This window comes from Streptomyces sp. NPDC054887, from assembly GCF_053610585.1.
In genome coordinates this window covers 1-26,975 of record NZ_JBSGYQ010000065.1, presented here as the reverse complement: position 1 = coordinate 26,975, position 26,975 = coordinate 1, and the positions used below count along the sequence as shown (strand labels likewise).

General features: G+C 67.8%; 25 protein-coding genes and 4 pseudogenes. 14 read left to right on the top strand and 15 right to left on the bottom strand.

All coding sequences use genetic code 11. The annotated features are described in order from the left end of the window. Nucleotides 1-901: 901 nt before the first annotated feature. On the bottom strand, nt 902-1,132 hold the full coding sequence (locus ACWGH0_RS28425) for a hypothetical protein (protein ID WP_453407104.1): 231 nt from the start codon (nt 1,130-1,132) through the stop codon (nt 902-904). Between the two features lie 189 nt (nt 1,133-1,321). On the opposite strand from ACWGH0_RS28425, the gene ACWGH0_RS28420 reads away from it, so the two are divergent. From ACWGH0_RS28420 to ACWGH0_RS28410, 3 genes are all read left to right on the top strand, one after another. After that, entirely contained in the window at nt 1,322-2,182 is an 861-nt protein-coding gene (locus ACWGH0_RS28420) for a hypothetical protein (protein WP_453407103.1), read from the top strand. Beyond that, nucleotides 2,160-2,822, top strand: a complete 663-nt coding sequence (locus ACWGH0_RS28415; RefSeq protein WP_453407102.1) for a sigma-70 family RNA polymerase sigma factor — start codon at nt 2,160-2,162, stop codon at nt 2,820-2,822. The genes ACWGH0_RS28420 and ACWGH0_RS28415 overlap by 23 nt, the downstream gene beginning before the upstream one ends. A gap of 338 nt (nt 2,823-3,160) precedes the next feature. After that, entirely contained in the window at nt 3,161-4,075 is a 915-nt protein-coding gene (locus ACWGH0_RS28410) for a pentapeptide repeat-containing protein (protein ID WP_453407101.1), read from the top strand. A 71-nt stretch (nt 4,076-4,146) separates the two neighbouring features. On the opposite strand, the pseudogene ACWGH0_RS28405 reads toward ACWGH0_RS28410, so the two are convergent. Both ACWGH0_RS28405 and ACWGH0_RS28400 read right to left on the bottom strand, forming a co-directional pair. Next, nucleotides 4,147-5,224, bottom strand: a pseudogene (locus ACWGH0_RS28405) (IS630 family transposase). A gap of 313 nt (nt 5,225-5,537) precedes the next feature. After that, a pseudogene (locus ACWGH0_RS28400) lies at nt 5,538-5,900 on the bottom strand (winged helix-turn-helix transcriptional regulator); the annotation flags it as partial. A gap of 57 nt (nt 5,901-5,957) precedes the next feature. On the opposite strand from ACWGH0_RS28400, the gene ACWGH0_RS28395 reads away from it, so the two are divergent. Both ACWGH0_RS28395 and ACWGH0_RS28390 read left to right on the top strand, forming a co-directional pair. Continuing rightward, complete coding sequence (locus ACWGH0_RS28395; protein ID WP_453407100.1) at nt 5,958-7,169, top strand: pyridoxal phosphate-dependent aminotransferase; 1,212 nt, start codon at nt 5,958-5,960, stop codon at nt 7,167-7,169. A gap of 263 nt (nt 7,170-7,432) precedes the next feature. Beyond that, entirely contained in the window at nt 7,433-7,702 is a 270-nt protein-coding gene (locus tag ACWGH0_RS28390) for a hypothetical protein (RefSeq protein ID WP_453407099.1), read from the top strand. A 413-nt stretch (nt 7,703-8,115) separates the two neighbouring features. Here the strand turns inward: ACWGH0_RS28390 and ACWGH0_RS28385 are convergent, their stop codons facing one another. The 3 genes from ACWGH0_RS28385 to ACWGH0_RS28375 form a co-directional block, all read right to left on the bottom strand. Continuing rightward, nucleotides 8,116-8,583 (bottom strand): cupin domain-containing protein, encoded by a 468-nt coding sequence (locus tag ACWGH0_RS28385; protein WP_453407098.1) that lies wholly within the window; start codon nt 8,581-8,583, stop codon nt 8,116-8,118. A gap of 86 nt (nt 8,584-8,669) precedes the next feature. Next, nucleotides 8,670-9,500, bottom strand: a complete 831-nt coding sequence (locus tag ACWGH0_RS28380) for a helix-turn-helix domain-containing protein (protein ID WP_453407097.1) — start codon at nt 9,498-9,500, stop codon at nt 8,670-8,672. Nucleotides 9,501-9,632: 132 nt separating this feature from the next. Continuing rightward, a complete protein-coding gene (locus ACWGH0_RS28375; RefSeq protein WP_453407096.1) occupies nt 9,633-10,301 on the bottom strand; it encodes a hypothetical protein in 669 nt (222 codons plus the stop codon). A 612-nt stretch (nt 10,302-10,913) separates the two neighbouring features. On the opposite strand from ACWGH0_RS28375, the gene ACWGH0_RS28370 reads away from it, so the two are divergent. Further along, nucleotides 10,914-12,644, top strand: coding sequence for an FAD-dependent monooxygenase (locus tag ACWGH0_RS28370; RefSeq protein WP_453407095.1), 1,731 nt, complete (start codon nt 10,914-10,916; stop codon nt 12,642-12,644). Nucleotides 12,645-12,960: 316 nt separating this feature from the next. Then, a complete protein-coding gene (locus ACWGH0_RS28365; protein ID WP_453407094.1) occupies nt 12,961-13,161 on the top strand; it encodes a hypothetical protein in 201 nt (66 codons plus the stop codon). A 747-nt stretch (nt 13,162-13,908) separates the two neighbouring features. Here the strand turns inward: ACWGH0_RS28365 and ACWGH0_RS28360 are convergent. From ACWGH0_RS28360 to ACWGH0_RS28345, 4 genes are all read right to left on the bottom strand, one after another. Further along, the gene (locus ACWGH0_RS28360) at nt 13,909-14,244 is read right to left on the bottom strand and encodes an STAS domain-containing protein (protein ID WP_453407093.1); all 336 of its coding nucleotides are present in this window, start codon (nt 14,242-14,244) and stop codon (nt 13,909-13,911) included. A 670-nt stretch (nt 14,245-14,914) separates the two neighbouring features. Next, nucleotides 14,915-15,238 carry an ADP-ribosylglycohydrolase family protein gene (locus ACWGH0_RS28355; RefSeq protein WP_453407092.1) on the bottom strand — a complete coding sequence of 108 codons (324 nt, stop codon included), beginning with the start codon at nt 15,236-15,238 and terminating at the stop codon, nt 14,915-14,917. A 449-nt stretch (nt 15,239-15,687) separates the two neighbouring features. Then, the gene (locus ACWGH0_RS28350) at nt 15,688-16,047 is read right to left on the bottom strand and encodes a hypothetical protein (RefSeq protein ID WP_453407119.1); all 360 of its coding nucleotides are present in this window, start codon (nt 16,045-16,047) and stop codon (nt 15,688-15,690) included. A 169-nt stretch (nt 16,048-16,216) separates the two neighbouring features. Next, a complete protein-coding gene (locus ACWGH0_RS28345) occupies nt 16,217-16,363 on the bottom strand; it encodes a hypothetical protein (RefSeq protein ID WP_453407091.1) in 147 nt (48 codons plus the stop codon). A gap of 407 nt (nt 16,364-16,770) precedes the next feature. On the opposite strand from ACWGH0_RS28345, the gene ACWGH0_RS28340 reads away from it, so the two are divergent. Together ACWGH0_RS28340 and ACWGH0_RS28335 are read left to right on the top strand one after the other, a co-directional pair. Next, the gene (locus ACWGH0_RS28340; RefSeq protein WP_453407090.1) at nt 16,771-16,980 is read left to right on the top strand and encodes a LexA family protein; all 210 of its coding nucleotides are present in this window, start codon (nt 16,771-16,773) and stop codon (nt 16,978-16,980) included. Between the two features lie 15 nt (nt 16,981-16,995). Continuing rightward, nucleotides 16,996-17,340, top strand: a complete 345-nt coding sequence (locus ACWGH0_RS28335) for a DUF6233 domain-containing protein (protein WP_453407089.1) — start codon at nt 16,996-16,998, stop codon at nt 17,338-17,340. An 11-nt stretch (nt 17,341-17,351) separates the two neighbouring features. Here ACWGH0_RS28335 and ku read toward each other — a convergent pair whose 3' ends face one another. Further along, the gene (gene ku, locus ACWGH0_RS28330) at nt 17,352-18,203 is read right to left on the bottom strand and encodes a non-homologous end joining protein Ku (protein WP_453407088.1); all 852 of its coding nucleotides are present in this window, start codon (nt 18,201-18,203) and stop codon (nt 17,352-17,354) included. On the opposite strand from ku, the gene ACWGH0_RS28325 reads away from it, so the two are divergent. The 3 genes from ACWGH0_RS28325 to ACWGH0_RS28315 all read left to right on the top strand — a co-directional run bounded on the left by ACWGH0_RS28325 (nt 18,202) and on the right by ACWGH0_RS28315 (nt 22,087). Then, nucleotides 18,202-20,433, top strand: a complete 2,232-nt coding sequence (locus ACWGH0_RS28325) for a pentapeptide repeat-containing protein (protein WP_453407118.1) — start codon at nt 18,202-18,204, stop codon at nt 20,431-20,433. The two genes, ku and ACWGH0_RS28325, sit on opposite strands and share 2 nt — an antisense overlap. Nucleotides 20,434-21,275: 842 nt before the next feature. Then, nucleotides 21,276-21,716 carry a hypothetical protein gene (locus ACWGH0_RS28320; RefSeq protein WP_453407087.1) on the top strand — a complete coding sequence of 147 codons (441 nt, stop codon included), beginning with the start codon at nt 21,276-21,278 and terminating at the stop codon, nt 21,714-21,716. Continuing rightward, nucleotides 21,707-22,087 carry a hypothetical protein gene (locus ACWGH0_RS28315; protein WP_453407086.1) on the top strand — a complete coding sequence of 127 codons (381 nt, stop codon included), beginning with the start codon at nt 21,707-21,709 and terminating at the stop codon, nt 22,085-22,087. Before ACWGH0_RS28320 ends, ACWGH0_RS28315 begins: the two co-directional genes overlap by 10 nt. A gap of 110 nt (nt 22,088-22,197) precedes the next feature. Here the strand turns inward: ACWGH0_RS28315 and ACWGH0_RS28310 are convergent, their stop codons facing one another. The 4 genes and pseudogenes from ACWGH0_RS28310 to ACWGH0_RS28295 all read right to left on the bottom strand — a co-directional run bounded on the left by ACWGH0_RS28310 (nt 22,198) and on the right by ACWGH0_RS28295 (nt 24,799). After that, the gene (locus ACWGH0_RS28310; RefSeq protein WP_453407085.1) at nt 22,198-22,557 is read right to left on the bottom strand and encodes a hypothetical protein; all 360 of its coding nucleotides are present in this window, start codon (nt 22,555-22,557) and stop codon (nt 22,198-22,200) included. A 315-nt stretch (nt 22,558-22,872) separates the two neighbouring features. Further along, nucleotides 22,873-23,054 (bottom strand): annotated as a pseudogene (locus tag ACWGH0_RS28305) (IS5/IS1182 family transposase); the annotation flags it as partial. Between the two features lie 145 nt (nt 23,055-23,199). After that, a complete protein-coding gene (locus tag ACWGH0_RS28300; protein ID WP_453407084.1) occupies nt 23,200-23,730 on the bottom strand; it encodes a hypothetical protein in 531 nt (176 codons plus the stop codon). Between the two features lie 493 nt (nt 23,731-24,223). Then, nucleotides 24,224-24,799: a CGNR zinc finger domain-containing protein gene (locus ACWGH0_RS28295; RefSeq protein ID WP_453407083.1), complete on the bottom strand. Its 576-nt coding sequence runs from the start codon at nt 24,797-24,799 to the stop codon at nt 24,224-24,226. A gap of 103 nt (nt 24,800-24,902) precedes the next feature. Between ACWGH0_RS28295 and ACWGH0_RS28290 the strand changes: the two genes are divergently transcribed. Together ACWGH0_RS28290 and ACWGH0_RS28285 are read left to right on the top strand one after the other, a co-directional pair. Next, a complete protein-coding gene (locus ACWGH0_RS28290; RefSeq protein ID WP_453407082.1) occupies nt 24,903-26,084 on the top strand; it encodes an epoxide hydrolase family protein in 1,182 nt (393 codons plus the stop codon). Nucleotides 26,085-26,237: 153 nt separating this feature from the next. Then, nucleotides 26,238-26,405: pseudogene (locus tag ACWGH0_RS28285) on the top strand (helix-turn-helix domain-containing protein); the annotation flags it as partial. Nucleotides 26,406-26,975: the final 570 nt, after the last annotated feature.

Below are 26,975 nucleotides of genomic sequence, written 5' to 3'. Positions count from 1 at the left end.
CGGCGTGACGTCGTCGATCATCTGGGTGCCGAACTTGCCTCTCCCCGCTGGTCTCCCTGCCGACCACCTGGTCGCGTTCGCCCTCTGCAGCCGCGACGACAGCTTCGCTGCCTTCACGACAACCTCCCCTTCACCCTGGTCATGGTTGCGGGCTTCGTGGCCGGTGCGCTGCGGGGTCGAACGAGGGGTCGGTCGCGGCTTGCCGAAGGCCGATCCCGCCGGCCTTTCTCCACCCGTTTTAGGCCGCGTCGGTGAAGTCGATGACCGTCTGCCGTAGGAAGCCGGTGGGTTCCTGGCCGGGTGTCGTGGTGATGGGCAGTGCGATGGAGTGTTTGCTGCCCGGGCCGAGGCTTCCCGGGGCATCCACGACGGGGTTGCCGGCGTAGGTGCTGCGCAGGTCGACGATCGCCTGATTGCTAAGGTTCGCGATTTTCCGGTGCGTGGCCGCCTATCCCTCGTGCATGTGGGATGGCACGATGTGGACATTCGTTTCGATCATCGACGCGGGGGCAAGCTCGATCCTGCGGTCGACGGATCGGGCCCGCGCCTCAAGCCGCACTTCTGCACCCGCCCATCGGACCTCACGCTCGTCAAGGACTGCGACGCACAGGCACGCAGCCCTGAGGCACCGAGGACCGGCAGCCGCCCGCCGCAGCGGCGTTCCCTCCTCCGCTCCCCTCAACCCGCCAAGGGCAGGTTCCCGCCGGTTGTCCACGCGTGTGGCCAGACCTCGTGGCCGGCGGGTCCCTCCATGCCCTCAAGTCGTACGGGAACGCGGAAGCGCTGCCTTGGAGCCGGTGTGTGGTCGGCTCACCACTGGCGAGCGATCAGCTTTAGCGAAGCCGCGCGGAAGACCACCGATCGTCTTCGCATGATCGCCCGCCAGAGGCCATCAACGACCTCATCCAATGAGAGTGCGCAGCACCGGGATGCTGCCCCCCGTGGCAAGCAATCCCGCGACGGTCGCACTGGCAGCGTGCATGCCGCCGAGGAATGTCAGGCCCCCTACGACGAGACCGATGACGACTGCCGCCAAGAGAATGAGGGCGGCGTGCAGCGTCACGAGTGGACCAGGCGCAGGGGAGGGATCGGACGGATCTGGCGGCGTAGTGGTGGTGATCTCGGAACTCACTTGTTTCTCCCGCAAGTTGGTGAATCTGACGCCCGCTCCTACGTCGCAACCGGCCCTGCACCCCACGGACTGTCTCTGATTGGAGGACCCCTAAAAAATCTTGAGAAGTTCCGTGGGGTAGCTCCGCCTGGAGCACTTAGAAGGCGACGTTCGCATCAAAGCCGACCAGGCCAAGCGGAGGGAGCGGGGATGCAGGGCGACGACGCGGGCGGGCAGTCTGCGGCCGATCGCGCCCGAGACCTACAACCTTCAGGTCGGCTCGCGATTCGTGACCTGGGCGCACCCGTGTCTGCAGACGACCTGCGCCAGATGCCTGACCGCCACAGCCGCAAGGCCGAGCAACTGCAGCGGAGCATCGACCGCAGGATGAACGACAAGCAGCTCCTGGACCTACTGGCCCAGGACGGTTACCAAGGGCGGCGGTACGACCAGTTCATCAATGAGCTGATCCGCTACGGCATGTCCGTTCTGCGTGGCTGGATGTACTCCGGGTTCATCTTCCAGCTGGTCGCCAACCGCGGCTACAGCCTCAACCCGACCGAGTTCGACCTGGACGACCTGGCATCGGACAGCGAACTGCGCGAACAGCTCGCGACCATGACCGTAGCCTGTGCCCTGCCTCGTTTCCGGCAGCGCGCCCTCCTCGAAAGCGGGTGGACCTTTGAGGGCGGTGCGAGCATCGCCACCTACTTCATGGGCGCCTGCGCCTACGACTTTCCCAATGAGTTCCGCCGGCATCGCGTCGCCCATAGAAGGCAGCGCCTCGTCGAGCAGCGCCAAAAGGAGACCCACGAGATTCCGCCCCGCATCAGCGTGGCCGACGAAGTCCTGGGCAACATGGAAGCGCTGGATCGCCTGAAGACCATCAAAGACCTCCGGGCGCGCGCAATCGTCGCCCTCACCTCCGAAGGTTACTCGCAGGAGGAGATCCGCCTGCTTGTGAACGCGAAGTCGGTCAGGGGAGTCGAGGGAGTGCTCTACCGGTTGCGAATGCAGATGAAGCGGGACAGAGAAGAAGGTGATCAGGATGGCCAGCCACCGGCACGATGACTTCGACGCACTACTGGAGAAGTCCTCACTGGGCGGCTCGGCTGGCCGGCGGCTGCGAGAGCGAACCCCACCCGGCCAAGCCCGCACCGTGCACCACGTCATCGAACTGCGCACCGCGCACCGCGGCGGCCGACCAGGCGAAGTCGCTCTCCCCATCGAATTCGAAGCCTTCTACCTGGGGCATCAGGAATTCTTCCACCACTTCGCGGAACTCCACCTGCGCAGCCGGCCTGCGGCTGAGGAGGTAGTGCACAAGGCGTTCCTGGAAATCCTTGCCGCATGGCATGAGCTGTTGCAGGAGGACAACCTTGCACAGCAGGCACTCGAAGTCCTGAACCGCTGTGTAGCGCGCCGACTCGAAGAAGGAGACGCCATCCCGAGCGGCCTGCAGGCGATTCGCACCCGCCTGGAAGTCGCACCCAGTACAACCGGCCTCTACGAAGCGATCCTGGAACTGCCCTCCCGGCAGTTCACTGTCATCGCGCTGCACTACCTCGTCGGGTACCCCATCGAACAGATCGCCCGGTACATGGGGATGGACCGGCGCACCGTCGAGTACCACGTCGGTAAGGCCAAGGAAAACCTTCACACCCAGCTGCGCCAGCGACGCGACAAGACGGAGAACAGGGCGGAGCAGTGACCATTCCTTATCGTCTCCTGACCTGATCAGCCACACTTCGCTGGACCTCGCTCAGGAAGCCGTCGTCGCTGCGCCGCTCCCTTGGTGTCCGATGAACCGTCGCGGGTGGAGCTGCTCCGCTTCCTCGAGCGTGTCAGCTTCAGCAGCTCGACGAGACCCGGCGCTGAACGCCGGTTCCAGCTCAGCCCACTGCTGCACCACCGATCCACAGGCCGCGCCCTCCCCAGCCAAGAGCCCGATGCGCCAGCTGTTGAGCCAACAGGCGGTATGGAGATAGGTGGTGCAGGCCAAAAGACAGCGAGGCGCGAATCTGGTGGCCCTGCGGGTGGAACAGCCGAATGGTGACAAGCACGAACCCTGATGGAACTTCGACCTGGTGGGGGCGGCTAGAGGGCATCGCGACGCTCCTGGCAGCTGGGAGCGCTCTGGCCGCTGCCGGCTACACCTTGACGTCGATCAGCGAAGCAAAGAACGAACTGGCAATCACTCGTGAAGGGCAGATCACCGACCGATACAACAAAGCCGTTGGCCACCTCGACGAGGAGTCGACCGCCGTACGCATGGGCGGCATCTACGCGCTAGAACGCTTGATGCAGGACTCCCACAGGGACCAGAAGACAGTGATCAGCGTGCTCTCCGCATACGTCCGGCTCCAGGCACCCCAGCCCGGGCGGGGCACTGACGGCCCGCTTGTCCCGACCAATGATGTGGCCGCGGCCCTCTCCGTCATCGCCACGCGCGACCCCCGCCATGACGGCAAAGGGCAGGTCGATCTGACCGGCGCCTATCTCCAAGACGCGCAGCTGGATGACGCGCAACTCAGCAACGCGAATCTGAATGGCGTCACCTTCACCCTCGCCGACATGGACAGAGCCGATCTGCGCAAGGCGAAGCTTGGCAGCGCCCAGTTGGACGACGCCCATTTGGAGGGCTCACTCCTACAGGGCGCGGAGCTATCTGGAGCCAACTTGGCCTCGGCGAACCTGAGCGGCGCCAATCTGACTGGAGCGCAACTGCACAATGCGGATCTGGACCTGGCGGACCTGCGGTGCGCTGTCTTGCGCAGCCCGGACAATGATCCTCACAAGGACGCTGAGGTCACCATCGAGCAGATCATGGAGGCGCAGCTCGACAGGACCACTAAACTCCCTGTCCAGCTGGCGGATGATCCGCGGTTGAAGCAGAAGGTGGCGGAAGGCAGAAGCGAAGAACGCGGCTGTCCCCGGGCTCGGGCGACGGCTCCGACCAGCTAAGAGTCGGCATGGCGTGTCCGGGGTCTGACAGGTCTTGGGGCGCGGCCAATAGCGTTACTGAGTTCGGCTTGTCAGGGTGAGGCTGGTGTGTCGAGGGTCAGGCCGGTGCCGGCTATGAAGCCGTCGAGAGTGTGAGGCCGGTACTGGAGGCGTTTGAGCCGGTTGCGGACGAGGGCTTCGAGCTGGTCGAGGGCCATGACGGCGAGGTTGGTCAGGCTGCGTTTGATGTGGGCCCATACCCACTCGACGGGGTTCAGGTCGGGTGAGTAGGCGGGTAGCAGGAACACGGTCAGCCATTCCCGCTCTGCGACGAGGTCCCGCATCCTTCGCGAGACGTGGGTGTTCAAGCGGTCCCAGATCAGACGATCGGTGCCCGCACGAGCTGGTGGACTCCGTCGATCAGCGCGATGAAGTCCCGCTCGCCCATACTGCGACGCTTGCCTTTGCCCGCGGGATGAGTCCGCAGACGGTGACAGAGCCGGGTCCGAGACCCCGGTCGCATTGCGATCAGCCCGGCCACCGACAGCCGTCCCGAGCGTCGCCCGCTGACGGTCACGACGGGGGTGCGTCCTCGTCGGCCCCAGGTCCGTCCCCTTGGCGGTCTGCGGGTGAAGCCGGCTTCGTCCTCGAAGCAGATGTAGCCCCCGCAGGCCGCCCGGGTCCTTTTACCTCCGCCCAGGTCGCCTCCTTCCACACGCTCACGGCCTGCCCATCACGCTCAGCGACCCGCCGGGCGGGGACCTGCGGGCTGAAGCCGAGCCGGTGCATCAACCGGGTGGCGCCCGAGACGCTGTAGGAGACGTGGAACTTGCGGCCGATCAGCGTGGCCACCCTCGATGCGGTCCACACCTGATCCTCCACCCACCCATGCGCGGCCGGCCCCTGCTCCAGATACACGGCCAGCTTCTCCAAAGACCGCGGGGACAGGCGGCACCGCGACCCGCTCGGACCGCGGGAAACCAGAGCCTCGACGCCACCGTCCCGCCACAACTGGTGCCACTGATAAGCCGACTTCACGCTCACCCGCAGCCGTCGCGCAACCTCCGACGGCTTGACTCTCTGCTCGAAGAGTTCAACCGCCTGCATCCTTACCGACTCCCGACGCCGACGCCCCGCAGGCGTCAGCCCGCCCCCATCCGCATATCTCACACACCACGGATACAGCCACCCACCCACACCAATCAGGGACTTCGCGAAGATTCACCCCGACGAGCTCAAGTCAGTAAGTAGCTCGCCGGTCCGCTGCTTCCATGCGAGCCGAGGGACCGGTGGCTACCAACGCAAGCCCGGTGCACTTGGCGCGGATCGGTGCATGTCGCGGTCGTGTCCACCGAGCCAAGGGTTGGCTCTCGACAATGCGCTGCAGTTGGCGAAGCCCGCCATTTGCAGCACTCAGTCACAGGCAGCTGCCGGAGGATCAGCTGCCCACGACCTCCGCTGGGTCTGAAGGGGGTGGGGTGTTGGGTACTGCGGACCAGTGGGCCCGTACCGCGTCGGTGGGGCGCGGCTCGCCGAGGGCGGGTGTGCCCCATGTCGCGAGGGCGGTGAGCACGGGGCGCAGTTCACGTCCGCGGTCGGTGAGTTCGTAGACGTGTGCGGCGCCAGGGGGCGGAATTCTGCGGCGGGTGACCAGGCCTTCGCGTTCCATGTCTTTGAGGCGGGAGGCCAGGACGTCCGTGCTGACGCCGGGGAGGTCGGCGTGGAGGTCGGTGTAGCGGCGAGGGCCGGCGAGCAGTTCGCGAACGAGCAGAAGGGCCCAGCGTTCGCCCACCAGGTCCAGGGCGCGGGCGATGGGGCAGTACTGGTCATAGCTTCGGCGCGGCATGAGAGCAGCTTAGCGAAAAGGTTGGACTTTCCAAGCTCCTACTTGGTAAAACCAAGCATGGAGTTCAAGCAGTCGGGCAAACTGACCAACGTCCTTTACGAGATCCGCGGACCCGTCATCGAGCACGCGAACGCGCTCGAGGAGGCTGGCCACAGCGTCCTGCGCCTCAACACCGGCAACCCGGCGCTCTTCGGCTTCGAGGCCCCCGAGGAGATCTTGCAGGACATCATCCGCAACCTCCCCCAGGCGCATGGCTACGGCGATTCCCGGGGCATCCTGTCCGCCCGCAGGGCGGTGGCTGCGCACTACCAGGAGCGCGGTCTGCCGGATGTCGGCGTGGACGACGTCTTCCTCGGCAACGGCGTGTCCGAGCTCATCCAGATGTCGGTCCAGGCGCTGCTCGACGACGGCGACGAAGTCCTGATTCCGGCCCCGGACTTCCCGCTGTGGACGGCCGTCACGACTCTCGCCGGCGGCAAGGCCGTGCACTACATCTGCGACGAGTCCGCCGACTGGTTCCCCGACCTCGACGACATGGCCGCGAAGATCACCGACCGCACCAAGGCAGTCGTCCTCATCAACCCCAACAACCCCACCGGCGCGGTCTACCCGCGCGAGCTCCTCGAAGGCATCCTGGACCTCGCCCGCCGCCACGGCCTCATGGTTTTCGCCGATGAGGTCTACGACAAGATCCTCTACGACGACGCCGTCCACCACACCGCCGCGGCCCTCGCCCCCGATGTCCTGTGCCTGACCTTCAGCGGTCTGTCCAAGGCCTACCGCGTCGCCGGGTTCCGCAGCGGCTGGCTCGTGGTCTCCGGCCCCAAGCAGCACGCCAAGAACTACCTCGAAGGCCTGCTCACCCTCGCCTCCATGCGGCTGTGCGCCAATGTGCCGGCCCAGCACGCCATCCAGGCCGCACTCAGCGGTCGCCAGAGCATCAAGGACCTCGTCCTGCCCGGGGGCAGGCTCCACGAGCAGCGCGACATGGCCTGGGAGAAGCTCAACGCCATCCCCGGCGTCTCCTGCGTCAAGCCCAAGGGCGCCCTGTACGCCTTCGCGCGCCTGGACCCCAAGGTCCATCCGATCCACGACGACGAGAAGTTCGTCCTTGACCTGCTGTTGCGGGAGAAGATCCAGGTCGTCCAGGGCACCGGCTTCAACTGGCCCCGCCCCGACCACTTCCGCATCCTCACCCTGCCGCGCGCGCAGGACCTGGACGCCGCGATCAGCCGCATCGGTCGCTTCTTGGAGGGCTACCGGCAGTGAGGCCGAGTAAGGGGCGCCTGACGCGGCTCCGATCTCCAGCATGGCGCCAGAAGGCAGCGCATCCTGCAAGCCGCGCTCAGTCACTGTGCCAATTCGATCCGTTGACGCCAGAGCGCCCTGCCTTTGTCCGCCAGAACGGGTGACCTTCGTCGACGGCTTCGGGAGTCACCGCGCGGCCCTGTTCCACGATCAATGAGTCTGGGAGTCACTCACGGTCCGGCGCGCGACCTCTGGACTCGAACGGAACCGTAACAAGGAGAAGGGTGAGGACTGAAATGGTCTTCTCGAAAGCGCTGGAGGACTGGGTCTACTGGGACCAGGCCGCATACGAGCTGGGGTTGAGCCTCGGTGTGCTCACGGCTGACGTTCCCTTCTCGAAGAGCAAGAGGATCTTCTGGGAAGACAACCCGGCTGGGCGAGCTCTCCACGCCACCCTCTTGGCGCTCGTGGAGGCCGACTTGCTGGAGTCGCGCGACGATGACGAGGAGTTTCGGTGGGCTTCCACCAAGTTCCTGAACGTGTTCGACGATTGAACTCCAGCCGCCGACCTGGTTGTAGCCGGTGACGATGCCGGCGACGCGGGCCACGAGGCTCGGCCACTGGGCTCCGGGCACACCGGTACATGCACCCATCGAGTCAGTGGCGAGTGCCTCCTAAACTCGTGAACATCGACTTGGCCACCGTCAGAGCGCCTCCCGGGCTCATCGACAAACGACCCCCGTTCCCGCGTACAGAGCCAAGCGCCCCAGTGCGGGCACCAAGTCGGGGAAGTCACGCCGAGGAAATCGGCGCAGCCTGGTCATGTACCGGCCGCAAGCCGGGAACCTGAGGGCAGGAAGGGGGGAGCCGCACGTCGCCGGGAGGGTGGCGTCGTTCGAGAAGGTCCGGGTAGTCGGTGCTGAGGTCCGCTCGGTGATGTTGTCGCCGAGGCACGCGGTGGGTGTCGTCACGGCGCTTGCGGGCCGTGCGTGCCGACGTGTTCGGTCGGGAGGGTGTCGGTCCGGGGGCGGTGGTCGGTGCCCAGGCCGGCGGTGATGGTCAGGATGGTCGACGGCCCCGTCATGTCGACCGCGTGCCACGTCCCGGCCGGGTTGACTGTGGCCTCGCCCGGCCCGAGCACAACGCGGTCGGGCTTCCCGTCCGCATCGCGGGTGACCGTCACCGACCCGCTGAGGCAGACGACCAGTTCGTCACCGGCAGGGTGGCGCTCCCAGTCGTCGCCGGGACCGTCGCCGTCAAATATCGTCACCATCCGGCCCTCGGCGCCGTCGGCTGCGACTGCGGCGCTGTATGCCTGGAGCACCTGAGGGTCCCAGGCGAAGCCCTCGACGGGTTGCGCTGTCGATCCCAGCCCGAGGTGCACGGGGGTGGTTCGCAGGTCGATGGCGTTGTGTTCGTGGTTGATGAGTCTCATGCCGACGATCGTGACAGGACGGTGATCGGGTGGTCTTGAAGGAAAGGGAACGCAAGCCGGCGCGACGACGGGCAGCCGGTTGGGGACTACCCGGTTGCGAGGAGGACTTCGCCGCGACGCCAGGCCGTCGGGGGTCGGCCCGTGAACTGACGCCAGTCCCGGACGAGATGGGCCTGGTCGGCGTAGCCGGAGACGGTTGCCACGTCGGCCCACGGGAGCGGGTCCTGCGCCGTCGCCAGTCGGTGCGCGTACTCGAAGCGCAGAACTCGAGCGAAGGTCTTCGGTGACAGGCCCACCTCACCGCGAAACCGCTCGGTGAGGTACCGGCGGCTCCAGCCCAATTCTGCGGCGACCGCCCCAACGTGGACGCGGCCCCGCGCGGCGACGAGGCGGCGCCAGGCCTCGGCCACCTCGGGGCGCACCGGGGGCACGCGGCCGCCGCCGCGGCCGACGGCTTGCAGGAGCAACTCGTCCAGCACAGCGAACCGTGCGGTCCATGTTGCCGCCACTCGCACCCGGTCGACCAACTGGACGCCAAGCGCTCCGAGAAGCTCGTCGAGGGGGACCAGCTGGTGGGTGAGCGCAGCGGCGGGCATGCCATAGACGGCCCGAGCCCCGAGCGGTGTCAGCGACACCCGCACGCCGTGCTGGCGTCCGTCGTGGTGGATGGCGACGGACCGGCACATCAGACCGCCTGCCACGCTGCCGAATCGGGTGACCGGTGCCCCGTCGTCGATGCCCGCCCCCACCTCCAAAGGGTCGGACAGGCTGATCACCGCAGTGAGCGCGCGGCCCGGCGGCCCGCAGTGCACCCCCGCCGGGAACCCGCGAAGGTCGAAACCGACATACGAGCTGACGTACTGCCGCAAGGCGGGCGCCGGACGGGCAGCAATCCTGGTGGCCGTATGGTCTTCCACCTTCGTCAGTGTACGAACCGGCGAGCCCGGCACCACCACTGGAAACAGCCACCACAGACCCGCGCTTGACCCGGGCCCACCACGCGGGCCACGGCCCACGAACCATGATCGTTATCACCGTTGCTGGTGGGATCAAGTCTGTCGGAGCGCAGGGCGGCGTTCGCTGTCGGCCGGTACCGGGGCCGGGCGCCGACTGGTGTGCGCGGGGTGGCCGCCAGTGGAGTCGTGGCGTGCGGCGAACAGCCGCTTGCGGTGGCGGATGCGGCGGACGGCGGTGACGAGGGCGAGGACAACGCCGATGCCGATTCCGAGGGTGGGCAGAGCGATGGCCAGTATCAGCCAGCCCACGAACGTGAAAAAGCCTCCGGAGTCCCCGATGGCGTACTTGGAGAGCGCTTCGGACGAGCAGGTGACTTCGTAGTCGCCTGTTCGTGGCACGTCGATGCTGTAGAGCGGATTCCAGGTCTCCTCACGAGTGAGGAACACGTCGATTCCCGGATCGGTTAGGCCGGGGTCGCCTGGCCCGGTGATCCTGCACTTCGGGGCGGCCGACGGGCCGAATTCCTGGTCCGTGATCCAGATCGCCTTCTCGCTCTCCGGCTCGAGCCGCAGGGCGACGGTGTCACCGTTAGCGAAGTGATGGTCGGTGTCCACCGCGTCGATCACGTTGTAGAACCGGTACACGCCGATGACCGCACCCGCCGCGATCAGTACGACGGCGATCAAGGCCGCTGTGGCATACCAGTGACGGCCGGGCCGGAGATCATTCGCCGGAATCCGCGGCGGCGCGAAGGGTTGCATCAGCGCATCCTAGACCGCCCGTACTACCTGGCCGGCAAGCCGTTGGGTGCCGCCCGGCGGATCAGACAAGCTGCCCCAACGTGTTCGCACATCCATTGCTGCACGCTGGTGAGCTTGTCCCAGCCCAGCCGGTGCGCGGAGCGCCGGGTGGGCTGACGGCGACCGGGGCGCGCAGTTTGACCGGAATCGCCCCGACATCCCTGGCGGTGCGCAGACCTCGGACCGCTGCGGCGACCTGGTGCGGCTGATCGATGCCAACAAGGACGGCTTGTTCGGCCTGCTGGCAGTGGCGGCGGGCGGCAACACCAATGGTGGCGTCGCGTGGGTCCTCCCCGCCTCGTCGTCGGGGCTCGTCGCCACGGGGGGCGTGGACCTGCGACGGGGCACGTCTCGGGGTGCCCGCTGCCTGCGCGCAGTGTGGAATGGGCCGTTGCCGGTCGCCGGACGAAGAGGCCGTTGCCGGTTACCGGCTGGCGGCGGTCTTGGCCGGTTTCGGCTCGCGAGCGGGGAGGCGGTGTCGCCTGGCCCGGTGCGGCCCGACTCGCCGCCCACGTCCCGCCGGGCGACGATGGAAGCACGAGACCGGTCCGGCGCCAGGCACCGGGAGGCACCGTGGCAACAAGCACAGCCGATGTACTGATCGCCGGGGCCGGCCCGGTCGGGCTGAGTGTGGCCGCCGAGCTTGGCCGCCATGCAGTGCGCTGCCGTCTCGTGGACCGGCTGCCGGCCCGTCTCCCGTACGCCAAGGCGGTCGGCATCCAGCCGCGCACTCTGGAGACCTGGGACCGGATGGGCCTGGTACGCGCTGTTCTGGAGGCTGCCGTTCCGTTGCGCGGACAGTTGATCTACGTCAATGGCCGGGAGCAGGCGCGGATCGACCTGACGCTGCCGTCGGAGGTGCCCTACGGGTTCGCCGCGCTGCCGCAGTACGAGACCGAGCGCCTCCTGGAGGAGTACGTCTGCGGCCTGGGCACGGTTATCGAACGCGGTACCGAGCTGCTGTCGTTCGCCCAGGATGCGGGCGGCGTCACTGCCCGGCTGGGCACTGCCACCGGGGCTGCAGAAGAGGTCCGTGCCCGCTATCTGATCGGCTGCGACGGTGCGCACAGCATCGTCCGCAAGGGGCTGGGGCTCACCTTCGAGGGCGGGGCCTTCGCCGAGGAGTACATGCTGGCCGATGTCGAGGCGGACTTGGACCTGCCGCACGGGTACGCCCTACGGTCCAGCCACCGCGCCGACGACGGCACCACCGACGATGTGCTGATCTGTGTCCCGCTGCCCGGCGCGAACCGATACCGCATGTCGATGCGGGTCCCGCCCGAACTTTCCACCCGGGCGGCGGACGGCTCGCCCGCACAGGGCGGCGGCGGGGCGCACGGCCTCGAACCCGCCGCCGGGCGCGGCCCGGCGCACGGCCTGGACGGCGGCCGTGCCCCGGAGCTGTCCCACATCCAGGCGGTCGTCGACCACCTTGCTCCCGTGCCGGGTGCCGTCTCCCGTATGCGCTGGTCGTCCGTCTTCCGCATCAGCCACCGCATCGTCGACCGTTACGCCGAAGGGCGGGTGTTCGTCGCGGGCGACGCCGCCCACATCCACCCGCCGACCGGCGCGCAGGGCATGAACACCGGCATCCAGGACGCCTGCAACCTGGCCTGGAAACTCGCCCTCGTCGTCCGCGGCGAAGCCGGCCCCGCCCTGCTCGCGAGCTACGACGCCGAACGCCGCCCGGTCGGGGAAGAAGTCGTCGGCCGGACCGTCCGCCACGCTACCCACGGCGTGGCAGGCGACGGCGACGATCCGCGGACCATGATGCTCCGCGAGGCGCAACTGCTCGTCGGCTACCGGGGCGGCCCTCTCACCCGCGGTCCCCACGGACCGGACAGCGCCCCCCAGCCCGGCGACCGGGCCCCGGACTGCGCCGGCCTGACCGCACCGCTCGCCACCTACCCCCTGCGCCTGCTCGACATCCTGCGCGGCCGCGCGGGTCACGTACTGCTGCTGTACGCGACCGACACCGCCGACCTGGCCGGAGCCGCCGCAGCAGCCGGGGCTGCCGGAATGCCGCTCGGGGCCGGCGGCCGAGGCACCCCCACCGGTCTCGGTCACGGGACCGGCCCGCACATTGTTGCCGTCCTCGCCCGCGAAGCCGTACGGACCGTCCCCGACGGTTTGCCAGTGCCTGGATACCGTGACGCCTCCGGGGAGTTCGCCCGGCTCTACGGCCCCGACGGCTCGACCGGCTTCGTCGTCCGCCCGGACGGGCAGCTCGGCGCCCGGTTCCCTCTCGCCGCCACCGCCGCGGCTCTGTCCGGCTACCTGACGGCCCTGTCCGTACCAGCGTGAACCAGTGGACAGCCGCCTGACCGCCGTGGATGACAGGCCGGTACAACGGCGGGACAACGGCGGACATCGGGGCGCAACACCCGTCTTTGGCCACGCCTGCCTGCTTGCTTCGTCTCCTGGCCGGGGGAGCACAGGCGACGCGCACTGGCCCGGGCCGAGGAGACATATCGGCATGAGCCTCGCATAGCCCATTGCGCTGGAGGGTAGAGCTGCGGGCGTGAATCGCCCATGGATCATCGCGGTAGAGTCTGCTCCCACTTGCATCACTACCGCACCGGCCGTCGCCCCTGCTTTGCCGCGGCACCCGTTCGGGACAGTGGCGATAGACCTCCTGCCGTGGGAACTGCGCGTGGGCGACATCGTCCCCTTCGACGACCACATCGGCAGGCCGATCGCCGACATACACGCCGTCGGACCCGGCCACCGCTCCCGACGCCTCATCCTGCCCGGCCTCCCACCTCTGACCACACGACGCAAACTGCGCGTCTACCGCGCCACCCAAGCCTTGAGCGCCTAGCCAAGCCGGTGGCCCGGCAACTGCACTGCACTCGACAACGCGGCCCACGCGGTGAACGGCGCAAAACAAGCAACGCCACCGACTGACCCGCCCACAAGCGCGGACCTGCTCACCGCTGGATCAAGACCTGCCCCGCTGAAGCAGAGTTGCCCCCTGCTCGGCACCTGGGTGATGTGGGCGGCCGGCGCGCCGTGGCGTCTTGGCGCACTGCCTGGTGCGGACGTACGAAGAGTGGGTGGCTGGCCTTAAGGCGCGCGAAGACTGGGCCGGCCACCTTGTGCCAGCCGACGCCGCTCGCGCAACCGCCGCCAGGCGGCCCGGCCCCTTCGTGGACCGCCGCGAGGCCTTTGGGCGTTCCCTGGCCGGAGTGTGCGCAGCGCCGGCCTCGCCTGGCTGCCGGGTGGGCGCAAGCGAGGCGGGGGAGTGCTGCGCGGTGGGGGTATTCAGTCGCTGTCTGCGGCGAGGGGGTGTTGTCCGGCGATGTAGCGGGCTGCCTGGGGTCGCAGGGAGGCGATGGCAGCCGCGGTGTCTGTCGCGAGTTGGGCCGCCGCCGCGTCCGCAGCGTCCTCGAGCGATGCGTCCCCTGTCGGGGGTTCGCTGTTCTGGTCACCCGGCCTCATGACCGCCTCCTTGCCCCGAACATGCTTGCCCATGCCTGTTACGGCCGTCACACCTCGGCGCTCGCGAGCCGTCCATCGCGGTGCCGTTCGTCCCGCTGGTAGCGGTCTCCTGTGCGAGCGCGCGTGGTCAGGCGGCGGCTGTTTCGGTCAGCAGGAGGTCGTCGGCACCCGCGAGGGCGAACAGGCGCTTGACCACCGGGGCTTCGGCGTGGCTCACGCCGAAGCCGACGTCGGCTTTCCGTGCTTTCTTCCGGCCGTCGATCAGCACGGACAGCCCGGAGCAGTCGCAGAAGGACACCCCGGTGAAGTCCACCTCGATCAGGTGCGCGCCCGAGCCCAGGGCCACGTCCACGGCTGCGCGCAGGCGCGGGCCGTTGGGCAGGCCGACTTCTCCCGCCAGTGTCACTACCGCCCGGCGGCCGGTGATCCGGGTGACGACACACAATGCTTCCGGGGTGCTCATTACCGCCCACCTTTGATGGCATCGATCTGAGCGAGCTGGCGGCGATCCGTCGCATGCGACAGGCCGACCGCGTCTCCGATCCGCACGCAGGTCACGTCCCCTCATTCTGGGCCGCGTCCTGGCGGGCGTCCAGCGCCGTCACGGTCACCCATGCGGGTACGAGGCCCAGTTCGGTGATTGCGAGGGTGGCAGTGCCTGCGGTCTCGGCACACATGAGGGCGCGGCGGTCGCCCGAGGGCGTAGCGGCGTACGGCGAACATCGTTACGGGCCCGGATCGCGATCGAAGCGCGGGCGATCTGCCCCAGCCGGCCGCTGGGACCAGCTCGTCGGCCAAGCCGCTGCCTGGCCGAGGGGGTGAGGGCCCTGCAGGGGCGGCAGGGCCCTCACAACGCGGGTCCGTGGGGGACGGATAGCTACACACGCGTCGCGCATACAACGGCGCTGCTCGGCTGTGGGTCACGGTCGGGTCTGGTCTTTGCGGATGTTAGGGACCGTTGTGCGTGGGCAGACGAACGACGAGTGAGTGGAGCAAAACAGGCCCCTGGGGGCCGGCCGCAGTGGTTGGCTGCCGGCCCCCAGGGGTTTGCATGCCTGGGGCGTACCGAGTTTGCCCCGCTGTGCTGACGGCTTTTGCCTCGGTCAACGCTAGCGGTGGGCGCGAGCAGGGGTTCAACGCCGCCGACCACAGCCTGGTGAACTCGTCAGCCCTGCGTCGAAAGCAGATGCCGCCCACCGCTGGAAGCGGGCGAAGATGTCCGGCAGATCCAGTCCGCTCCTCTCCAGCAGGGACTCCGCGACCAGGACAGCCATCTGCGTGTCGTCAGTGGCCTCGCCGGGGTCCCAGCCACCGCCTCCACACATCTCGCCACCGGCACCAGGCGCGGGGAACCGCGCGGAGAAGGCTCCCGGGGGGCCAAACTCGAAGGGAGCGCCCAGGGCGTCGCCCACCGCTGAGCCGACGACCGCGCCGACCGCTCGCTGAATCCGCTTCATTCGCGCAGGCTATGCGCGCCGCGCCGACGGCCGCATGGCCCTATTGCCTTCCTCGGCTCCCCGAACCATCGGAGGCGAATGCGTCTCGTGTACGGAGGTGCATTGCCTGAGACACCTTGGGTCTGAGACACCCGTACAGGTCGCATAACGCCGTCGAGGACCCAGCCGTGCGGCAACTGCCTGGCAGCGTTGACGAGGTCGGGGAAGTGGCGCTGGATCAGACTGCCGCGGCGTGAATGCACCAGCACGGGGTCGCCCTACTGGGCTGAGGTGAAGAGCAGGCATTGGTAACCGTCGAACTTGGCCTCGAGGGCCAGCCCACCCGGCAGCACCCCCGGGCGCGGGAGAGTCTCGCGGGACTGAGCGAGCATCGGTTGCACCGGGGGACGCAGCACTACCTCTGTCTACGACGGGTGCCGCCGGAGCGCGACCGGGCGGAACGGGCGTCGCTATGCCGCTTCGGCCCGGCAGACGTCGGCTTCGTGCTCGTGCACATGCTTCAGCGCCATCCGCTGATCCACCCTCTTGCCGGCTTCGACCGTCTCCCAGTAGGGATGCGTCGACACCTCAGCCGACAACTCGAGGAGCTCACGGCGCAGACGGGCAACCTCCGCCTTCTGCTCGTCGCTGTACCCAGTGCTGGGCGGCAGACTGCGGGGCTCCGCGTCGCTGTAGAGAACCTTCGGAGCCGTCCATCCCTCGGAAGGCTCCACCGACCAAGGGAGCGTGCGGCCGAGGGCCTCGTACTCCGCCCACGTCTGATGCAGACGCAGCTGAGCTGCGCGAAGGTCTTCGGGGAAGTCGTACATAGCCACCGCACAATAATACGCGTGTTCGATTTTGTGTGGCCAACCGACACCCTCCACGCGGACTCGTCTTCACCTATATGGCGGATCCGACGTCGGGGTCCGCAGTGGCTCGGTACGCACAAGAGCCCCGTCCTCCCCTGCGGAGGTGAGGGCGGGGCTCTTTGCGAGATCAGAAGTAGACGACGCGGACGAGGGTGACGTCAGCACGGGCGGGCTGAGTGCCGGTGAACGCGCCGAAGGCGCCCGCCAGACTATCCTGGAGGGCCGCCAGGCCCTCCGGGGCGTCCCCGCCCGACCTGTGATCCGCTGCCGTCACCCCCCCACCGGGCCCAGAGCGCTGCCCCGGCCGCACTCCGGCCGCGCCCTGCGAGAGCGCTGCACCTTCGCCGCAGAACGGAGCGGACGGGCTGGCCACATACAGCTGCATGCACAGGGCTGACCTGCGCCCGTGCATCGACATTCGAACACGTGGTCTAATTTGAGCCATGGCGCATTCCACGTTCCCTGCCGACCTGGCGCAGGTGCAGTACGACTGGGCCCGTACGTACGCAGCGCTTGCTGCTCCTCACCCGGGCGGCACGACGGCCTTGCGGCGCCGCTTGCTGCACCTCTCCAACCGGCTCCTCTGGCATCCCTTCTGGTCCACCCCGGCCGATCACTCGACCGCTCGGGCCGCCCTGTCCCAGCGGGTACGCGCCCATGAACGAGGGGGGATGTGCCGTGATGGGTCACCTGACCGCGAGGCAGGAGCAGGTTCTGGCCTGCATCCGGGAGTGGATCTACGAGTACGGAGAGGGGCCGACGGTCCGCGAGATCGGTGACCGGGTCGGCCTGTCCAGCACCTCCTCCGTGCAGTACCAGCTGAAGCGGCTTGAGCAGAACGGCGCGATCTCGCGCAGCGGAAGCCGCTGGCGCTCCTACCGATTGACCTGAAGGCGGGGCACCGCCATGTCCGCACCGTTTGACCTCCCGCCGGACCTGCCGCGCCTGCGCGTGCTGGAGACCTTCCTGCTCGCGATCCTGGCCCGGGTGCGGGAGCGGATTCGGCACCCGGAGCAGCAAGCCGTCATTCACGAGAAGATCGAGCGACAGAAGCCGCCGCCGGAGTGGGCGGTGCAGATCAGCATCAACGGCCACACGCCGGTCGCCGTGCACGTCGGCGCATGTTCCATGGGCGGCAGCGAGGTACGGAGCAAGGCGATCAGCCGGCAGGATGCGATCCAGGCCCTGCACGACGGGGTCAGTCCCTGCTCCCTGTGCCGCCCGGACACGGAACTGGGCATCCTCGAGTAAGGCTGGCTGACCTAGGCGCTGGACTTGCGCCCTGCTGTCTTCTTTGCCGCCGACTTCTTGCCCGGGGCCTTGGCGGTCTTCTTGGCGGGCGCGTGCCCCGGCCATGTCGTGGACGCTCGCCTCATCGCCGGCCGCGTCGGCCTGGTCCTCGCCGCGGGCTTGGCGTGCGGACTCCACGGATTCGAGCAGTGCGGACATGAGGTCGACGACGGGGGCTGCGGCCGGCTCCGGCTGAGCCCCGTCGGGCTTCGCACCCTCGGCCTTGGCGCGGTCAGATCTTCCAGGGCTTCGCGGTAATGATCACGGAAGCCACTGAGGTCCTCTACGGCCATGGCCTCCATGAGGTCGACGGCAGCCTGGATCTCCTCATCGTTCACCGGCACCGGCTTGGGGACAAGAGACTCCGAGGAGCGAATCTCGTCCGGCCATTTCAGGCTGTGCAGAACGATCGCGTCCTCCTTGATCCGCAGCAGGCCGAGACGTTCCCGGTTGTGCCACGTGTACTTGGCGACGGCCACCTTGCTGGAGCGCTCCAGGGCCTGGCGGAGCAGGACGTACGGCTTCGCCGCGACGGCGCCATCGGCTGCCAGATAGTAGGAATCGCCGATGAGTACGGGGTCGATGGTCTCGGCCGGCACGAACGCGACGATCTCAATGGCCTTCGCGGTGGGCAGCGGCATGGCGTCCAGCTCGGCGTCCGTGACCGCAATGATCGTGTCGCGGGAGATCTCGTAGCCGCGCCCGATCTCACCCTGGTGCACGACTTGCCCGTCCAGCTCGCACACCTTCTGGTAACGGATCCGGCCGCCGTCAGCCTCATGGAACTGACGGAAGGCGATGCTCTGATTCTCCGTGGCGCTCATGACCCGGATAGGAATGCTGACCAGGCCGAACGAAATGGCGCCGCTCCAGATGGGGCGTGGCATGGCGGCCTCCAGCGATGGGGAGATCCAGCCTAAAACGGACATGGGTGCGCCGTGCCGGCGGATCGCGGGCCGTTGGCACGGTCTGATACGTACGGCATGTTCGCAAGGTGGGAGCCGATCTCCGACGCTGCCCGTCAGCGTCGAGCCTGAACCGTTCCGGTCCCCACGGCGTCCATACGGGCACCTGACACCGTGGAGCCGCCGCACCATGAGCACATCCGAACCGCCAACCTGGCCGCACTGCGCACACGGTGCAGACTCTGCTGACGACCCCGTTGGTTGCCGTGGCGTCCACGTCCCCGGCCGCACCGCGTGCCTCGCCCACCTTCCCGACGCCGACCGCGACGCCTACCTGGCTGCCCTGACACCAGGCGCCAGCATCGACCACCGGGGCACTACCTTCACCGGATCCCTGCTCAACGCCTTACTGAACGCCCTCCGCGACCCCGCAACCGGTCACCCCCGCCTAGCCGACGGCTCGTTCCAGTCGGCGACCTTCGAGGGCAGCGCCGTGTTCGGGTCGGCGACCTTCGAGGGCGACGCCGTGTTCGGGTCGGCGACCTTCGAGGGCGACGCCGTGTTCGGGTCGGCGACCTTCAAGGGCGACGCCGCGTTCATGTCCGTGACCTTCGGGCGCGACGCCAGGTTCGAGTCGGCGACCTTCGGAAACGTCGCCGGGTTCGAGTCTGCGACCTTCGGGCGCGGCGCGTGGTTCGAGTCGGCGACCTTCGAGCGCGACGCCGTCTTCGAGTCGGCGACCTTCAAGGGCGCCGCCAGGTTCTGGTTGGCGACCTTCAAAGCCGACGCCAGGTTCGAGTCGGCGACCTTCAAGGGCGACGCCAGGTTCGAGTCGGCAACCTTCGGAAGCTTCGCCGCGTTCTGGTCCGTGACCTTCGGGCGCGATGCCAGGTTCGAGTCGGCGACCTTCAAGGGCGACGCCGCGTTCAGGTCGGCGACCTTCAAGGGCGACGCCAGGTTCTGGTTCGTGACCTTCGAAGGCGACGCCTGGTTCGAGTCGGCGACCTTCGAGCGCGACGCCGTCTTCGAGTCAGCGACCTTCATATCGGCTGACCAGTTCGGGCCTTTGGTATGTGCTGGGCGGGTTGCGCTGTCCAGTGCGGTGTTCGGCGGCCCGGTTACCCTCTCATTCGTCGCGCGCCGTCTGGAGTGCCGTCGCACTCGCTGGTCATCGACAGCGGAGATCCGCCTGCGCTATGCCACGGTGGACTTCGCTCATGCGGTGTTCGAGTACCCCCTCACGATCGCCGCCGAGCCGGATCCGTTCGTGCTCACCGACGGCCGACAGCTCGCCGAAGATCCCGTTCCGAGCGCGTCCGACCCTGGGGCACGGGTGGCGTCGCTGCGTGGGGTGGACGCGGCCCATCTGGTCCTGGCCGACCTCGACCTGTCGGGGTGCCTGTTCGCCGGCACGGTCCACCTGGACCAACTTCGCCTGGAGGGGGCCTGCACTTTCGACACAGCCCCGCCCGCCGTGCACTGGTGGCGCTGGCCGCCCGTGCGGTTCACCGAGCGCCGCGTCCTGGCCGAGGAACACCACTGGCGCGCCGGCCGGCCGGGGGCCGTGCGGGGCTGGAACGTGGCGGTCCTCGGCTCCGGGCGGGCCGGGCCGTTGCAGTTGGCGCCGGTGTACCGGGCGCTGCGCAAGGCCTTCGAGGACGGCAAGCACGAGCCAGGGGCGGCGGACTTCTACTACGGGGAGATGGAGATGCGCCGCCACGCCGACGACATCCCCCGTAGTGAACGAGGACTGCTGACCGCGTACTGGGCGCTGTCCGGTTACGGCCTGCGCGCCTCCCGGGCCCTGGCCTGGCTCGGGTCGGCCATGCTCCTCACCATCGTCCTGCTGATGGGTTTCGGCCTCGCCCGGGACACTCCAAAGCAGACCGCGACCGGCACCGTCCCGGTCGGCGGGGGCGAGGTCACCTTCGAGATCGACAAGGACGATCCCAAAAACCCCACCGGCAGCCGGTTCACCGGCGAGCGCTTCGAGAAGGCCCTGAATATCACCCTCAACTCGGTGGTATTCCGCTCCTCCGGCCAAGACCTGACCACCACCGGCACCTACATCGAGATGACCTCCCGCCTGACCGAACCCATCCTGTTGGGCCTAGCAGTCCTCGCCGTCCGCAACCGCGTCAAACGCTGACTGCCCTGCCCCGGTCTGGCGGAGCCCTGTGAACGGTTCGGCTACGTGCCTTACTTGCCAGCGCCGTCGATCAGGCTTTTGAACCGCACTGCGGTGCCGGCTCTGTCGCTGCACGAAGCCCCGGAAGAACGCCATGACGCCCGGCGGTTCGCTCTGCACATGACGCCCGGCACAACCACAAGGGCCCGGCCCGGTCACCGCCGCAGGCTCCGGGCACGGGCACCGCTCCCGATCGTTATCTAGGGCGTCAACCCGATGATGCAGGTCAGCACCGAGCAAACAGTCGAGGCAGGTTAGGCAAGTTGTTCGCGCACAGCTCGACACCGGCCCGCTGTGGGGCCGAGGCGTCAAAGACCGGGCAGACGCCTGACGGCCGTTGCGCGATCTGCCCTCGATTTAAAGTCTGCCGAGGCGGTTCGGTGAGGTGCCCGGCTCGGTACGCTTTATCGGCATAGGGACATGAGGGCTGGCCGCCTTGCGGGGGGATGACATGTTGGACCAGGCGTTGGTTGTTCTGGCTTCGGCGTTCGGGGCGGCGGTGGCTTCGGCGGCCGGCACTGAGGTGTGGTCGGGATTCCGGGACCGGGCGGCCCTGATCTTTGGTCGCCGGGACGCGCGGGAAACCCAGGTGGTCCTGGAGCGATTGGACCGGTCGGCTCTCGAACTGGAGAGCGCCGGGGTTCCGGCCCTTGCGCTTGCCGGTAGGGATGATCAGGTCGATCTGCTCGACGGACTCGCCCGCCGCCCGGCGCCCGGCGCCGTCACACCTCGGAGGCGTACACCTTCGGCGTCCGGCACTTGCCGCCGCTCCGTCGCCGGTGCGCAACGGCGACGTTCCCGACATGCTGCCGTCCGGAGCCGGCATACCTGTCGCCACACGTGTCGACGCCATCACCGCTCTGAACGCCCTCAACCGGGCCGGCACCAAGGACACCTTCGTCCAGGCCGCCAAGGAAGGCGACGCGAAGGAGTACGCGGAGCTGCGCTCCAAGCTGCTGACCAAGGCCACCAGCTTCCAGAAGAAGGCCCTGCACGCTCCGCTCGTCTACGGCGACGCGCCCGTGTGCGAGACCTGCGGGACAGCGGCCGCGCCCAGCCCGGCGGAAGCGAAGATCGGAAAGCCGGGCACCTACTGGTGGTGCGAGACCTGCCAGACCACTCAGGGAGCCCGCAGCCCCCCTGTAGCACCACACGGCATCAGAAGTCGGCGGCCCATCATCCTCGGAAGGGATGGTGGTCCACTGTTCGCTACGACGCCGGCTATCGGGCGGCGATGCCCTTGAAGCCGGAGCCGAGCCCGCGTCGCGACGAACGGTGGGAAGCGGCACAGACGACGGACTGGGGCACCCCGAAGGACTCCCACCCGCACCTGTTCGACGGCTGCAAGCAGAAGGCCGGCGCCGTCGCCCAAGAGACCGACCGCCAGGAGCGCCCGGGGCCGCTTCCCGACTGGGCGAAGCAGAAGCCTCTCCTGCGCTGCGCCCGTCGTCCGAGCTGTACCGAGTGTGGGGCGGCGTTCACCGACGAGCGGTGGCAGGCGGTCGAGCGCGTCGGCTGGGACACCCTTCCCCCGGAGGCCAATCCGACTCGGTGCGGGCACTGCGACAAGCACGAGAGGGTGGGAATCGAGCAGTCCTGGATCGAGCAGGGCTAAACGGTCAGGTCCCGGCACCAGGGACAGGAGCAGGCTCCGCCCGAGCAGAAGGCCGGCGGAACCTGGCTCTCCCTGCCCTTGGCCACTGAAGTTGACCGGTGGCTGGTGACTCACTCTTCCAGCGACGACGGCCAGACATACCCGAAGGCTTCGGCGCACTCTCGATAGCCCGCGCAGACCACCGCGCCGTTCAGGGGGTGCGGGCGCCGGACGGCGGCGACGATATGTTCGGCCTGGAGCTTGGGGCTTTCCTCGGTCACCGCAAACCCGATCTTCAGCTGCATGAACGGATCGGCGCTCTCACGCGGAACATGCAGGGAGACAAGGACCTGTCCAGGGTCCGAGTCCCACACGGAGACCCAGAACGTGTCACTGTTCCACGCGGCCAGGGGATTCGGCACGACTAGCAACTGCTGAGCCACCAGGTCAGCGACATCCCACGCCAGCGAAGGCCGCTCTGCCAGAGCCACAGTGCTCCCCTTATTCGAACCTACACGCCCCGGCCTGGAGCACACACGAGCCGCTGCCGGGATGTGATCGCCCGCATCTTACCGACGCGGCGGCTGGTCACGCGGGCGGGTGCCTGAGCCGTCAACCCTTAGCGTCAAGGACAGCAACCTCGCGCACAGGCAAATCAATGGCTGGGGCCAGTACATCCACGCACCAAGCGGCCGCCGCCTGCAAGAACTGCGAGAGGCAGCCAGCGGCCACTCCTCGTCGGTGGCCGGCGTCTTCTTCGGCTACTCCGCCCACAACCCGCTATGCCCACGAAGGATGTCCTGCACGACCAGCGTGAGAAGCGCTTGCTTGAAGCAGTCGAGCCTGCGCCAGCGGGTGTTGCGAGCCCGGCGGTGTTCGTACAGCAGCCAGGAAACATGCTCGACCAGCTCGTGCGGGACATCGAGCATGGGCAGGATGCGGAACCACAGGGCCCTTCGGTCACCGGTGTGTTGAGTGAGATCACCACGCCAACGACGAAGGGCCCTGCCCCGTCACCACACCCGCTGACCGGCCCATTTCACCCTCCAGCACAGGATGAAAGAGGCTCACTGGTTCCGGACCAAGGCCGGCGCCCGCGGCTACAGCACGAAAGTCCTCAGTACCTATTGATGTCACCGCAAGCTGTCCGGCTCGACCGCAGGGTGTGAAGCCAGAGCGAGCGCTGCGAGTCGCAGTTGGGACTTCCATGCCTCCTGGTCGAGCCCCAGCGTGTATTCGGTGCAGCACGCACACGTCCGAAGCAGTTCCAGGAACGCCTGCTCCTCTGCGGTCTCGACCTCCATCTCCCACCACGTATCCGATGCCAGATCGGTGAGGGCCACCTCCCCGGCGGCGAACCTGACGGCCAGCCTGCGGAGCGCATAGCGCTGGGCCCGGGCGGGATCGGGCAACGCGATTCCCAGTTCCGCGAGCGCCTGCTCGAAGGCGTCGCAAATGTCTCGGGAGTCCGCGTTGCGCGGCAACCCGGCGAGCTCGCAGAGTGTCGGGGAATCCACTCCTGCAGCGAGTGCTTCGGCAGCGGTCATCGGCAGGTCTTCCGGAGACACCTCGTCTGCCTGATAGAGCCATGCTGCCTCCTCCAGATCCATCGGGACGCGACCTACGGAAGTATCAGGTTCGGACGCATCTTCTATCGTTGCCATGGGGCACACGATGCCAGCACCGTTCAGTCACGTGCTCAGCAATTCGGGTCGCTCCAGTCCAGATGCTGTGCGAGCCTGCCGCGCCCTCGTGCACCGCGCAGCCGGTCAAAGACCCGCTGCGCGGTGTGCCGTGCTTGGCGGCGCGCAGGTCCGCCCGCAGACCTGCGCGCCCGGTACCCGCGCGACACCGAGGGCCAGGCAGTGCTGCGTCCGCTGACCCGCAACCGGGCCGCATCGCCGTACGAGCGGGCCCGCCTTGCAGCCGACGCGCTGGGCGTCCGGGCCCAAGCCCAGGAAGCAGAACGTGCGCGGATGCAGCACACGCCTACCGCACGATTACCCAAAGCGACAGGGTGTTTACAGAAAGTGCTCACCCGGCTGGATCGCGGAGCGGCGTGAACCGAAAGGCAGCCGCACTACAAAGCGCCCCACGGATGCCCCGGCAGCCTGATCCTGCAGGCGTGGGGCCCACTTGGATGTACCGAGGTAACGATCACTCCGCTGATCTGGGGCTTTTGCGCTGGCTGGCATTGAAGCGCGCCTTCTTCTGGCGATTCCCGCATGTGTTCATGTCACACCATCTGCGGGTGCGGCTTCGGCTGGTGTCGAAGAAGGCGGCTTGGCAGGTTGGCGATGCGCACAAGGCCAATTTTCCGTCTCGTTCGCCTGCGATGATGCTGATCGCGTCGGCGGCGATCACGCTGAGGGCATCTTCCACGCAGGAAGCCGAGCTGAGCCGCCATCGCCGCTTACCCTCGGGCGTCAGAATCGCCGCGGCTCGCCCCTGAGCGCTGTAGTCATTGATGACTTGGACGGCAGGCGCAGGGAGGGCGTCCTGCACCGCGGCTGCTGTCGCGGCGGCGTGAATCGATTCCCTCAGCCTATGGGCCAGTTCGAGCTGGGCAGTGGTGCAGGAGTCCACGGTGAGGCCATACACCGCCAGCCAGTCGACGAGTCGCTGCGGCGTGGGAATGCGCTCCACAGTGTCGCCATGACGCTCCGACAGAGTCCCCGTGAAGCTGGTCGCCAGCACGGTACCGATGCGGAAGTTAGGGAACCCAGTACGCATGGAACCACCATAGCTGGTTGCGCGCTGACGCGAAGACATAGTAGAACCGTCTTAGCCGGTTCGTGATAGGTCATAGCCGGTTCCGCGATGGCCAGGAGGTCTTATGCCCCGTCCAACCAGCGACGTGCAAGCATTCGAAGCCCACGCACCTGAAGCTGACCTCGACGATCTGCGGGCACGACTGGCCGCGGCGCGGCTGCCGGAGGTCGAGACGGTCTGTCGCTACGCGCCCGATCCTCGCCGCTGGGAACAGGGTGTTCCTCTCGCCGACCTCGTCGATGTCGTGAACTACTGGCGCACCGAGTACAACTGGCGGTCGTTCGAGGAGCGTCTCAACTGGATCGGCCAGTTCCGCACGATCATTGATGGTCTGGGAATCCACTTCCTGCACCGCCGATCCGTACGCGCAGATGCCACTCCTCTGATCTTGACTCACGGCTGGCCAGGCAGCATTGCTGAGTTCATCGACGTAGTAGACGAGCTGGCGGATCCGAGAGACGCAGACGCGCCGGCATTCCACGTCGTGGTCCCGTCACTGCCAGGCTTTGGTTACAGCGACAAGCCGGCCACCACCGGGTGGGGAATCGATAAGATCGCGGCCGCATGGGTGGAACTGATGGGAAGGCTCGGGTATAGCAAGTTCGTAGCCCATGGTGGCGACTGGGGTGGTGTGATCACCACGGTCCTCGGCGGCAGGTTCCCGGCGCACGTTCTCGGCATCCACTCCACGTTGGCGCAGGCACCACCCGGGTTGACAACGGACGGGCTGACGGCGGTCGAGCGCAAGTGGACCGAGGAGACCCGCGGCTTCTGGAGCCACCGCGCGGCATACGCGAAGCAGCAGGCGACCCGACCGCAGACCATCGGCTACTCGCTCGTCGACTCTCCGGCCGGCCTTCTTGCCTGGATCCTCGACAAATTCGCCGAGTGGGCAGACATCGAAGACAGCCCGTTCGAGACCATTTCAAGAGACCGCGTTCTCGATGACGTCACCCTGTATTGGCTGACGCAGACCGGCGCATCGGCGGCCCGCATTTACTACGAAAGCCACGGCGGTGTCAACGCGCTGGACCCCGAACTTCGGGTCGACGTCCCGTCAGCAATCACTATGTATCCCCGCGACATCGACAAGTGTCCGCGCCCCTGGGCGCAGGAGCGGTACCGGCACATCGTCCGATGGAGGTCCCCCGAAATCGGGGGGCATTTCCCGTCGCTGGAGGTTCCTGAGTATTTCGTCAAGGACCTGCAAGAGGGGCTCGCGGCAGTGCTGGTCGCTCATCGGTGAACGCGGCTGGGTGCTGGCACTCGATCTCCAGACCGAGTTCATCGAGACAACGGAACGTGGTCAGACAGGGCGCGTCGAAGATAGCGTGGAACATGTCGAGAGCTTTCGGATGGGCAGTGTAGGAACTTCCATCCTGGAAGACGTCGGCAACTCGTGGCGGAGCTCGCCCGCGAACTGCGGGCGCTCCGGCGCGGTTCCAACCTCACCTACAAGGACCTGTCGGCGCGCTCGCACTACTCCGCCGCGGCCCTGTCCGCGGCGGAGTCGGGCAACGGCGTGCCGAAGTGGGAGATAGTCGAGGCGTTCGTACGCGGCTGCGGTTTCACCGGGGACATGGGCTCCTGGCAGCGCCACTACCGCAACGCGGTGGCCCGCGCAGCAGGCGAGGAGTCCCGCCAGTCCGCAGCACGGACCGTCGAGGCCGAGCTCACCGATACCGGCGCCCAGGAGCGGAGCGAGACGCATCCGCTGCGGCTGACCCGGCCTCGGCGGCGGGCCCGGTCCGCCGGCCGACGCGGGTCACCCCCGCCCAGCCCGACGGCCTGCTCGCCCTGGTCCAGCAGTTCATGGACGCCCGCCAGGGCGACGAGCTGGAACGGGTGGCCAGCCCCACGGTGGACCCCATGCCCACCGCGCTCGCCCGGTGAACCACACCGGGCGACGTCTTGTCCGCGATGCGCGAGCTGGTCACGGCCAAAGGACTGCCGATGGGACACCTGGAGCAGCGCAGCACACGCTTCTACCACATCTCCGGGGCGACGTCGTCGATCATCTGGGCGCCGAGCGCCGCTGCGATGCTGGAGGGGTGTCGATGAGCGGCGCTTTCGAAAGCCACCCAACTATCGCAACTATGATAGTTGGGTTAGGGTGAGGGGATGGAGCCGAAGACGT